This window comes from Planococcus sp. A6, from assembly GCF_028823615.1.
Taxonomy (GTDB): Bacteria; Bacillota; Bacilli; order Bacillales_A; family Planococcaceae; genus Planococcus.
In genome coordinates this window covers 26,786-38,110 of the sequence record NZ_JAPEHT010000016.1, presented here as the reverse complement: position 1 = coordinate 38,110, position 11,325 = coordinate 26,786, and the positions used below count along the sequence as shown (strand labels likewise).

The 11,325-nt window shown below is 47.8% G+C and carries 12 protein-coding genes; 1 reads left to right on the top strand and 11 read right to left on the bottom strand.

Annotation, left to right across the window (positions count from 1 at the left end; genetic code table 11):
- The coding region (locus ON064_RS04220) for a hypothetical protein (protein WP_274623758.1) at window positions 1-211 on the top strand (211 nt) is incomplete at its 5' end.
- A gap of 18 nt (window positions 212-229) precedes the next feature.
- Here the strand turns inward: ON064_RS04220 and ON064_RS04215 are convergent.
- The 11 genes from ON064_RS04215 to ON064_RS04165 all read right to left on the bottom strand — a co-directional run bounded on the left by ON064_RS04215 (window position 230) and on the right by ON064_RS04165 (window position 11,325).
- Window positions 230-1,270: a peptidoglycan recognition protein family protein gene (locus ON064_RS04215; protein WP_274623757.1), complete on the bottom strand. Its 1,041-nt coding sequence runs from the start codon at window positions 1,268-1,270 to the stop codon at window positions 230-232.
- A 1-nt stretch (window position 1,271) separates the two neighbouring features.
- Window positions 1,272-1,523 carry a phage holin gene (locus tag ON064_RS04210; protein ID WP_274623756.1) on the bottom strand — a complete coding sequence of 84 codons (252 nt, stop codon included), beginning with the start codon at window positions 1,521-1,523 and terminating at the stop codon, window positions 1,272-1,274.
- A gap of 15 nt (window positions 1,524-1,538) precedes the next feature.
- On the bottom strand, window positions 1,539-1,952 hold the full coding sequence (locus tag ON064_RS04205) for a hypothetical protein (protein ID WP_274623755.1): 414 nt from the start codon (window positions 1,950-1,952) through the stop codon (window positions 1,539-1,541).
- Between the two features lie 351 nt (window positions 1,953-2,303).
- Window positions 2,304-4,322, bottom strand: coding sequence for an SGNH/GDSL hydrolase family protein (locus ON064_RS04200; protein WP_274623754.1), 2,019 nt, complete (start codon window positions 4,320-4,322; stop codon window positions 2,304-2,306).
- Complete coding sequence (locus ON064_RS04195) at window positions 4,315-4,521, bottom strand: hypothetical protein (protein WP_274623753.1); 207 nt, start codon at window positions 4,519-4,521, stop codon at window positions 4,315-4,317. The genes ON064_RS04200 and ON064_RS04195 overlap by 8 nt, the downstream gene beginning before the upstream one ends.
- Window positions 4,522-4,533: 12 nt before the next feature.
- The gene (locus tag ON064_RS04190; protein WP_274623761.1) at window positions 4,534-6,357 is read right to left on the bottom strand and encodes a phage tail spike protein; all 1,824 of its coding nucleotides are present in this window, start codon (window positions 6,355-6,357) and stop codon (window positions 4,534-4,536) included.
- Window positions 6,358-6,432: 75 nt separating this feature from the next.
- A complete protein-coding gene (locus tag ON064_RS04185) occupies window positions 6,433-7,203 on the bottom strand; it encodes a phage tail domain-containing protein (RefSeq protein ID WP_274623752.1) in 771 nt (256 codons plus the stop codon).
- The gene (locus ON064_RS04180) at window positions 7,196-9,457 is read right to left on the bottom strand and encodes a hypothetical protein (protein WP_274623751.1); all 2,262 of its coding nucleotides are present in this window, start codon (window positions 9,455-9,457) and stop codon (window positions 7,196-7,198) included. The genes ON064_RS04185 and ON064_RS04180 overlap by 8 nt, the downstream gene beginning before the upstream one ends.
- Before the next feature lie 623 nt (window positions 9,458-10,080).
- Window positions 10,081-10,305: a hypothetical protein gene (locus tag ON064_RS04175; protein ID WP_407951591.1), complete on the bottom strand. Its 225-nt coding sequence runs from the start codon at window positions 10,303-10,305 to the stop codon at window positions 10,081-10,083.
- Window positions 10,306-10,520: 215 nt separating this feature from the next.
- On the bottom strand, window positions 10,521-10,823 hold the full coding sequence (locus ON064_RS04170; protein WP_274623749.1) for a segregation and condensation protein B: 303 nt from the start codon (window positions 10,821-10,823) through the stop codon (window positions 10,521-10,523).
- A gap of 28 nt (window positions 10,824-10,851) precedes the next feature.
- Complete coding sequence (locus tag ON064_RS04165; protein WP_274623748.1) at window positions 10,852-11,325, bottom strand: phage major tail protein, TP901-1 family; 474 nt, start codon at window positions 11,323-11,325, stop codon at window positions 10,852-10,854.

The window sequence follows — 11,325 nt, the reverse complement described above, 5'->3', positions numbered from 1 at the left end:
CCTTCCATCTCAACTATCTTTAAGAGAAAATGAAGAATTTAAAACAAGGAAACGCAGTTTAATAGCGTTTCGGGTGTCGGCTTTTGCGCCATTTTCGCGCTCTTCTTTAATTTTTGGTATCACCAGCGGTATCAGGGTAATAAAAAAAGCCCCTCTGCTTCAACTGTTTCCGCAGTCGAGGCGAGGGGCTTTTAGTGTAATAATACTATAGTGTTACTTACTTCTTATTTTACATCTTCTTCAGATATTCTTCCACTTTTTGAGCTGTCTTAAATCGGGTTCCGCCTGAAAGTACGGTAAACTTCGCTGCATCAATTCCATCCTTCGTTGCACCTACCAGGTACACGTGTTCTAGTCTGTTATCTGGCAGCCCCCGTTTAGGGTAGATGCCTGTCTTCGTTCGGATGGATAAGATTTCAGCGGATCCATAGTCTGCCGATGAACCGATTACGATTGCCTCTTTCACTTCCTCGTCCTCCTTCGGTTTTTCTGCTGGTTTGGCTGGCGGATTCGGTTTGTTCAGATTTGCAAGAATGGCATCTAGCTTAGATTGAGAGGCTTTCCCCCAAATACCATCTACTAATAGGTTGTTTGACTTCTGGAACGCTCTGACCGCTTTCTCCGTCGCATCTCCGAAGATGCCATCTGCATCAAGTGGTGGACGGACGCCAGTCTTATTTAATGATTCCTGCAGGATCTTCACGGCGGGGCTGCTGTCGCCGTTCAATAGATAGTCCCTGACAACCGCAGAGGGCTTGGAGGGCACTTTCTCACCCTTCAACTCCGCCAACCTTGCCCCGATTCGATTGCGAACGCTTTGCGCTCTGCCTTCATCCAGGATGCGATGCGGACAGTTCTTGCCTGACCAATCCCGATGCCATTTCACACGGTCCATGCCCCACCCCTTATCTTTCAAGATGTGCGCCACGTATTCGATGGCGTTCTCTTCGGCTGCTGCGTATTTCGGGCCGCCAGACTTCGAGTAACAGATTTCAATACCGATGGATGTCCGGTTACCTTTGCCGTTGCCACCATCGCCCGCATGAAACGCATTGCGGCTGAACGGAATCGCCTGGACAGCGTAACGGTCGTCAATAGCTGCATGGTAGGAAACCATGTTCGCGTTGTTTGTCATGTAGGAAATCTCGCTGAGTGCAGCTGCATCATTCCAGGTGTTGTGGATCGTAATCGATTGCGGAATCATGTGATAGGGTGCTTTTGTTTTATACTTTGATTCGGGTATGAATCGATTCAGTATTTCATAAGCCATTCTATTTCAACCTCGCTCTCTTCAACGCATCCTCTTGCTTCTTGGCTTTTTCAGTAACTAGGTATTGATTCTTCCAGATGCCGTACCCGATAAGGATTAGCGGGATAAGAGCCGTTAAAAATCCGATAAACGCTTCAATCGTCATCTCATTGAAATGTGCGAGCTCTACATCAATAGCTTTGAAGAATAAATAAAGAGCGCTGAGCACTCCGCCCACCGCCGCAATCACCTGTTTCAACTTGTCTGCTGTCATACAAAATCACTCCTTCTATTTTGATAAAAGCTCCAAAATCCCGATTAAGATACTCCCCGACCCGACCAAGGCGACCGCGACCTTACCCGATACCTCCCAGAACTTTTCGGAACGGCTTTTTTTTAGTTCGTGTTTTCGCTCTTCGCCTTTTTCTCTATTACCCATCAAGGCTTCAATCATCTTCCACTGCTGAGAGCTCTGCTCGCGCATAACTGATTGCGTATCGCTATTCCCTTGGAGCACGGTGTTCTTTAAATCCAAGAAACTCATATTGATGGTTTTAAACTCATGCTTAAGTGTTCTAATGGACTCTTCATGCATTTCGATGGACTCTGCTTTTTCTTTATCGGCTTGCTCAAGATTGACGATTCGATTTTCATGATCTTCCACCATCTTATACATTGATCCGCCTTCTTTCGTATTTGGCATATCAATCCCCCTTGCTCTCTTTATGGGTATATAAAAAGAGCGCCCTCTAGGACACTCTTGTAATTTATATTTTTTCAAATAACTAAAATTTTTATTCACAAATATTTGTGAATAGGGTATTCTAATAATGTTCTCATCTTTCTATATCCTTCCCCTGATGCGTGTCTCCCAAGACCAGCGCGCCAGGGGTTTTATTTTTATCAAAACAAAAAGAGCGCCCTCTGGGAAAGGACACTCTGAATATTAATTTATTTTGGTTTTCGTACTACGCAGTTTGTTCCTACACCGAATTTTAGGTATAAAAAATAGACCTATCAGGTCTTTATTTTGTGTACTGAAAAAGTCATTAACTTAAACAGACGCAAGAATATTCGATGCCAACTGATTCCCTAACATCGCCGATCCGATTTCGTTAGGGTGTAAACCGTCAGCTAAATAATAGTCAGCTGTATATTTATTGATACTTGACGTTCGGTAGAAGTCAAATGCAGTTACGTGATTCAAAGCGCATACTTCATTAATTGCGTCTTGAAAGTCGATAAGAAAATCCCCGTTGGTGTTTCCGTTTTCGTCTGAATTTAACCCATCACCACTAGACAGTCTTGACCGGAACGTTGGTCCAATAAAGAACAATTTAATATGCGGATATGCTGTTTGAATGGTCTGGATGACGTAATTAATAGCGCCCTTGAAAGTGGCGTTGGTGTCAGCATTAACACCAATCGGTCTGTCGCCCCTGAAATCGTTTGTCGAAAATGCAATTGTAATGGCAAACACGGTGTTGTAATCTAAGTTTTTCAGAAACTCTACTAAAGCTGATTTCCCAAGATTAACAGCCGCGGCTTCCTGCGCTGTAAAATCCCCCGAAACAATCGCGTCCGCTAATCGCATCATGCTAAAAGCTTCATAATCCGCAATCGTGTGATAGGACATTCTTGTCCCACCTACCGTTGCATTATGCACTGTCATTCCTGTGCGCTCTGCCAATGTATTTAAATAGGAGGGTTCTCTGTCTGCCATGCTATCGCCGAAAGAAACCGTTACTTCACCTTTCAAGTGAGTTGCCGACTGAACACTAAACGATTCAGCGCTTTTGCTGGTCACCTTATTCCCATCAAAAACCATGATTTCTTCTTGCTTCGGCTTTCGGTAGCTATAGGTATCTCCAAACCACCCTATCGCCGAAAGTATTTGATCCATTTCATCGGCTGTAGGTTCGTTTCCTGCGCCGAATGATGCTGTTAAGTCGATAACGAATGAATTCTTTAAAAGGGATTCTGTCCAACCACTGGCTCGAAAATCCTCAACCCTAAGCGATGCCGTCCCTGTGACAGCTCCTGTATTGATAGCGCTCACGACTTCATATTGATTTGAACCGCTGTGAAATACGGAATCATTTCCAGGAATGCGGATGCCCACTGATGAAGAATCTGCTTTGATTTCCATACCTACATAATATTTGTTCCCTAATACCGTAGCGAAATTTTGCCAAAGACGACTACCAGCTGCAATTGGAAGGAATTTACCGATGTTATCTAAAACCGAATGGGTTACGTTGGATGCGTTGTAAATCCACGGGTTGGTAAAGTTTCCATTAGGTGTAAGGTTTTGAAGAGTTACCGAATCAACAGATAAGTCGAAGAAAGCTTTTTGAAGTTTTTCATATCCTACTGAATCATTTTGTGGCTCCGAAAGAACATTAACCGTTCCATTCCCTGTAACAAGTGCCATCAAGTCATCGTTAATATCTTCTGGCGCCGCCTTCTTACCCCCTCCGACTTTATCTGCCAACTGCGTAGTAAGCTTCTCATTAAAAGCACGTAAGTTCGGCTCGCCCATTCGAGCATCCAATACTTCCGTGTCCTCTGTGAACGCACCCACGCCATCATCTACACGCTGTTTTAGCTCATCGACCTTTGGAACAATTGTGGACTCAAACTCCTGCTGCAACTGCGTCTGTTCGTTGCGCAACTGCGTCACCGTTGTTGATTTAACTCCTACTACATCCATACTCTCAGAAGAGGCGGCAACTCGAAGGCGGCCGTCGCTTTCATTGGAAGGGTAGATCACTTGGAACTCAGGATCGGCAGGATCGGTTACGATAAACTCGATTAGGAGTGTACCGTGGTCTAACTCTTTCGGCATCTTTTGCGTGATGGTTTGCTTAGAAGCATCCCACCCTGCAGAACCTTCAAAGACGACCCCATTACCGCTACCTCTGATTGTTGTACTAATGTTTTTTCCCGCTAGATCATCGACTTCTCCTCGGTAATTTAGCGCTTTAAAAGCGAGGGTAGGACGGTCCCCTTGCTTAAAAGAAGACCCACCCTCGATCAGTTTCAGCGATGTGTTATTAACCTTGTTATTCATTCGGCGCCTCCTTTAAAACCAATTTTGGTTTCATTTTCTCGATAACTACTTTGTAAAGACCTGCATTGTTTGCAGTCTCCTCGTCGGCTATAAAGAAATAGTCATATTGCTCAGTAGCGACAATGTCCTTGCCTGCGTAAACGCTTTTGACTTCTCCAGCCTCATTAACGTCTACATATAATTGAATGGGGGCTCCCATGGGTTAACCTCCTTACTGTTCTAACCAAGCTTTTACGATACGCCCTCTTGCTTCTCCGCCGACCGTGGTATTCAGCCGAACGTATACGCCGCGCTGATCGCCTGTCGGAACACCTAAATCTACTGTCAAAACCGTTGAAGCTGATGTCGCGTCCGTCTCTCCGTAAACGGCTGTCTGAGCCAAGGTTGCACCGCCACCACCTACTTCATAAATCCCAATCCGGGACCCTTTGCCGCTGCCTAGGTCGTGCGCGACGACCATCATCTTCAGGTAACGGCTCTTATGGGCGAAGAAGTAAGCTTCGCAGTTCTGCGGATCTGTTTCAGTTGTCGCCCAGTACACGCCTACTTCTGAAACGGTTGGCTTGTTTCGAAATGTCGGGTTCGTCGGCTGCAGGGAAAAATCATTCTGAAGCAAGCCATTGCTCACAGAGAGGGCCCCATCGGGCCGCTCGATTGTCAACGCCCCGCGCGCAATATAAAGCCCATTCGATGTCAGCTCGACGAATTTCGTTACGTCCGCTGGATTGATGGCCTTCAGCATTGCTCCATCCCAAAAGAAGAGGTTCTCTTCTCCGACAATCTGGACAAAATGCGTGTCCAGCGATCCGGTGACGATGTTATTTGCGTTGAAGTTGATTCCGTTAACGTTCGCAAAGTTGACCGTGCCACCGAGAGCATCCGCCGAGAATGCCTCCAGGACAAACATGCTGCCGTCGTGGATATGCATCTCAACTTCTCCGTCACCGACAGGGCGGTACCATAAGTCGCCTTTCGTACCGGCGGTAGGTTCAACCAGGCTTCGATACACTTTGTTTTTGCCGTTTGCGGCGATTTGAACACGAGTGACGCGCTTATCGACTCGTTCAACCTTGTCATCGATTGTAGAGTCGATGCTTTTACTCAAGCTGGTCCGGGCTTCCCCAACTTCGATCTCGTCGTACTGATCAAGCAGCACGTTCCAGATAACCCGGATGATTTTTGCTTTCGTCTGGATGTCGAACTTCTCGAAATACACCGTCACCAAGTCGCACAGTCCGATTGCTTCGACTGCTTGCTGATTCTCTGAATTGAGTGCTTTGGCCAAGTCGACGAACTTCAGTTTCAAATTCACTTTCGGGACGCCGATGTTGTTCGAAGTGATGTAGCTTTCAGCCCGGCTGCGCAAAGCGGAGACAGTTGTGATTTCATCCTCGGAAAAGTCTACTTTTAAAATCTTGCGCCGAGCGAAGTTCTCGACGTGTTCGCTGTCAACAAAATACTCCGGCAGCGTCACAGTGATTTCGTTCTCGTCATCGTCTGTATAAATCGAATACGGATAGACGGATGTATACGTGCTGTCTATCGCCTCTTCTTGCGTCAGCTCGGTTAGGTTCCGGCCGTAAGCGATTAAAGCGCCGCTGTCATTCCCTCGCTGTGCATAGAGTCCGACATGGTAGTTATCAAAGCGGTATTCGCCGCCATACGTATCGAGAATAGATCCGGACATACCGCCGAGCGCCTTTCTGGCGTTCTCTGTGTCCGATAAGGTCCATTTGCCCTGACCTGTTGTCAGAATGTCACTGAACGTCGTAAACGGATGCTCATCGACCATTGATGCCGCCCAAGTTGCAAGCGCTACACTAGCATTGCCACTGAACGGAATGTCCGGCTTCAATGACAAGTCCTGAGCCAAATAGCTGATATGTTCTGCATCGATTGTGACCAAGCCTTTCATCGGCTTGCTGATCCGGATGATTTTAAAACGCTGGTCCTTCAATAGATGGCCGGCATCGCATTTTATCAAGCGGTCGTATTGCAAATCGTGAAAATGCTTTCCGGCTACCGGATATTTCAGTTCTAACTCAAAACGACACGCCGAGCCCTAAGTGGTTAAAATCTGTTTCATTCGCTTTATATAAAATCGGATTGCTCAAACTACCGCCTCCCAGCGCGGCGTGATCTGGAGAGCCGTTACACTGCCCGTCCATGTGATGACGTTATTGCCTGGAGGCAACTGCGGAAACATCGGACGAAGGTTGCCGTTCATTTTATTTCCTGCGTTCGCCTCTCCCTTGTAAACCGACATGCTGGCGGAGTCGATGGTGATGCTTCCGTCAACGCTTGTCAGGATGGCCCAGGGTTCTCCGTTCCGGTTGAGCTGAATGTTGCCGCTGCCTGTGATTTCGATAAGCGGTTTTGCCGTACGATCCTCCGAGTTATAAAGTGCGGCGCCATTTGTCATGTTCTGCGGTTCCAGTCCGAGCAGTGCAAATTTAATCGGATGACATTTAAAGTTAAGTGGGATCTTCCCGAATCTCGGCAGCAGATCCTCTACATCGAATTGCTCGTAAAAGATTGCTGAATAGATGTAGTCGGGATCCCATGATAAGTAAAGCGGCTTGTACCGCACGTTCTTCTTTAGCCATCGGGAGATTCTGCTCGATGCTGCGTGAGCGTCCTCCCCTTCAGCTCTTAGATATACACGTATCGGGTAGATGAACGACTCGAAACGATCATTGTCCATCGCAAGGTCACCGTCTCTGCCCTGTACGGTTTCGAACTCGACATCATAGCCGGGGCTGTGCTGCGTCGTGTCTGCGCTGATAGTTAGCCCCATCTCCGATGATGCCTGGTCGTTATATTCAAAATAGGCCCGTTCGTAAGATTGAACTGTGATGTCATCCATCCATGCTTCAGTCATACGCTAGACGCCCCCTTTCTCTTTTCGTGAGCCAAGCCAAGTCGTGAGACAAGGTTTCAATGTCACGATCTGAATGGTTTTCGAACTTCCCAATATGCACGTTTACAGCACCTTCGTTGATAACTTGTGCGCCGCGTCCAGAATCTCCTGAAGAGGATTTGCCTGCTTCTCGTGCATACTTCATCGACACATCGTGCGGGATGACTTGCGCGCCGTTAGGGAGATTCACAAGCTCCCCGCGTCCGCCTTCGTTCATCCGAGCAAAGCCGCCTTGCCAGTCATCCGTTCCTCGATAAAGCATAGGAATCTTGCCGATACTCACGCCCGGAATCTTATTGATCAGGCTGACGGCTGAGTTGATGCCGCTAATCACGTTATTGACAAACCCTTTCACTCGGGAGACAAGCGCCTCCATGTTGTCGCCGATGCCACTGAAAACCGTAGAAACGAAACCTTTAAGACCGGTCCAAGCTGTCTGAATCGCAGTGAAAACGCCAGTTATTTTCGTTGACACCCGAGTCATAATGGTCGAGATGACTGACCAGATGCCGTTGAATACGCCAGAGACAGTCCCACTCAACTGCGAAATAGTATTCGCGATGGTTTGAATCGCCCCACCGATGAACGCCATGATGTTCTGGAAGATACCGGATATGATGGAGAATACCGTCGTAAAGACACCGGAGACGAAAGCGAGAATCGGTGTGATGACATTGAAGATAGAGGCGATAATGCCCGCGATGAAGGTTACGATCGGTGCAATAATCGCGATAATCGTGGTTATCAACCCTGCCACAAATGCGATAATCGGCATGAGAGCGGCTATGATACTTGCTGCCATGTTCACGATAGCTGAAATGATAGCAACCGCTACAGGTATGATGGCCTGAAGTATCGCTATGATCGCCCCGATAATGGCAATGAGTGCTGGCGCCACAGCTTGAACGATATTCAAGATGACGTCCACTAGCATCATAATGACAGGCACTACAGCGCCGATGATGGTTGCTGCAAGTGGCAGCAGCTGTCCAATCAGACTTGCTACCGTTGCAACAAGCGACATGACCACAGGCACGAGCTGCATGAACAGATTCACCAGAACCGGAAGGACCGCCGAGACGATACCCATAATCGCGCTGGCGAGCATTATCACAATCGGTATTAAGTTTGCAATCACGTTCATGACAAGCGGAATCACCGCTGCGGCTAGTTGACCGAGGGCCGTGCCGAGTGTCGTGAGTAAAGGCAGAATCAGTGAGGCGATTTGCGAGAACCCTGCGGCTAACTGCGGCCCGAACTGCGTCAATGCAAGCATTGCCAGTTTCAGAATCGGATTGAACCCTAAGAACAGCGTAGCAAGAGATGTGACCGAGCCGCCTGCGCTTGTGAAGCCGCTGACAATACTCATGACAAATTGCGCCACAACTCCAACTACCGTCATGATGACGGACTTAACAGTCTCGAAGACGGTTAGCACTTTCGCACCAAAGCCCTCTGAGACAGCGGCAGCACCACTTGAAATCGAATCCCAGACAAGCTGCAGAATCGGAACGACGGTGCTGACGAATTGTGAAATGGCCGCGGAAGCTGATGTCCAAAGACTGGACAAGATAGGACCAGCGAAAGCGACAAAGCTACTCACGGCGTTTGAAATAATGGTGAAAGCTGTTCCGGCTAAGGTGAAAGCTGTCATGAACTTCCCTGCCAGCCCATCTGCAAAGGCAGTCGCGCTTGTTAAAGCACCGGACCACATATTCTGCAGAATGGGTTTGAGCGTTTCTATGACGCCCATAACGACTTCCTTGACCTGATTGAAAGCCGTCATCACCTTGTTCCTAAACTCTTCACTTCGGAGCATTGCGGTTGCGAATGCGGCGACCATAGCGACGACAGCCGCGATGACTAAGCCTGCCGGGCTGATTAAGAATCCGAACCCGGTGACCAAGGTCGCTAGTCCCATGCCGAGCATCCCGATGACGACCAGGAGAGGACCGATAGCCGCTGCAATAATAGCCGCAAGAATGGCGCCTTTTTGCATGGCAGGGCTTAGGTTTTGGAAGCTGTCGACCAACTCTGTAATGAAGAGCGTGGCTTTTGTTGCATAAGGCAGGAGTAGTGTCCCGACCGTGTTCGACATATTCGCAATGGCAAGCTGCAGGCGTTTGGTAACGTTGGCGTGGCTTTCGCTTGTGCGGGCAAAGTCGCCCTGCGCATCAGCCGTCGCTTGCATCAGATAACCGTAACGGAGCTGCACTTGTTCCGCCTGTGACATCTCGTTGTAAGCTGTATTAATGCCTTGAGCCATCGCGTAGGCCTCTAAGTTGGCGACTGACATGTTGATACCGAGCTGTTTAAGCGGTTCTGTCTCGCCGGAAATACCGGCGCGGATCTTGTCGAAAGCCTCTTCATGTTCAAGGTTGTAGAAGGACGCCATATCCGCAGATAAACCTGTGAGTTCGGTCGACATGTCGGACACACCCTTGCCGGTCATCCCACTAGATTTGAGCATAGCCCCTAGAGTACCGGTGAACTGCTTGGCTTGAAGTTCGGACAATCCAAAGCTCTTGCCTGCATCCTGAGCGAAAGAGTTAATCTCCCCCGCCGCATTGCCGAATGTGACGTCTACAACGTTTTGCACTTCCTGCAGATCCGAGGCGTAGTCGATAGCTTTCTTTCCTGCTATAAGCAGCGGTGCCGTTAATCCAATAGACATCCGACCGCCTGCATCCATTACGGATTTGCTCATATTATTCAGCCGATCTGCGATACCTTTTGTTTTAGCTGATAAATCGTCTAGCCCCGAAACAGCTTTTCCGATAGCGCCTGTAAAGCCTTTGGCATCGCCTGTAATGCGTGCCGATAACGTATAATCTGCCACTATTTTTTACCTCCTTTCTTCGAAGGTGTGGTGATTCCATTCCGTTCAAGTATTCGAGCGACCCAGCCCTTGCCGTTTTTCTTCTCGATGCGTTCGATTGTCTTCTCAGCATTTTGGTTGTATTCCTTATCGGCTTTTGTCTGCTTCTTCGGAAACAGTTCCTTGAACGGTTTGTTCTTGCCCCGATTGACATTCGCTTCAGCATTCAGAACGGCGTTTCGCATCCAGGTGGTGTCGTGAATAAATTTGTTTTCGTACTCTTTGGAGATGAACAGTTTTTCAACCTCTGTCAGACCATCGAACTCCGCACGGCTCATCCCAACACGGACAACAAAAAAAGCCAGCTCCTTTTCATAACGAAAAGGTTCAGCCAGCTTGTTCAGTCTTTTTTCTTCAGGTGTCGGAGTGTGCTCGCTCGGAATCGAGCTTTCAATCAGTTCTAACGGAACATAAACCCCAGGTCCTCTTGGAGTTTCTCAACAATCGCCATGTTTGTAGTTGCCAGTCCGTTTTCTTCAACGACTTTCTCGAACATTTCTGTCGCTTTGGATTGTTTCACTACTTCTTTTGTTTGCTCCTCGATGAGTGCAAAAGAAAACAGTGATTCTAAGATGTTATATGGCATAAAGCCGTTTGCACGAGTGATCTCGCCGACGATACTTACTTTCGTAATCGTTTCGATGGTCTTGAGTTTCTGCTGTGTAAATTTCAGGGTATAGGTTACGCCGTTTTGTTCGAACATGGTGAATCACACTCCGTCTCTCTATTTTTTATACTTCAGGTGCAAATGGTGCGTCTTCCAAGTCAACCAGCGCGCCAGTGCCTTGCAAGCTAGCCGTGTACGTTACTGCATCATCGTATGGAGCTTCGACCGGATAAGACTGTAGGATGGCCATACCGCCGAATAGATCCGTTTCGGTTTTTTGGTTCGTTACTTTAATCAAGAAAGGCTCGTCACTTTCAAATAGCGTTTTCAGCATTTTATGAGAATCGCTGTCACGTACATAAATGCCGTCGTTATCGATGGACCACTCCTTGAAACCGCCGAGAAATTCTTTCCAGCCGTCTGAGTCCTTAGATGTGACTTCGAACGTATCTTTGTCACGGTTGATCGTTAGACCTTGCTGACCTGCGATAGCGAGCAGTGCGCTGCCTGTTGAATCCCAAATGGAAAGCAGGATATCTTTACCGGCAATTGCCTTGTTTAGCTTGCCTGATAGTTCCGTTTTCAATGTTTCACTCAT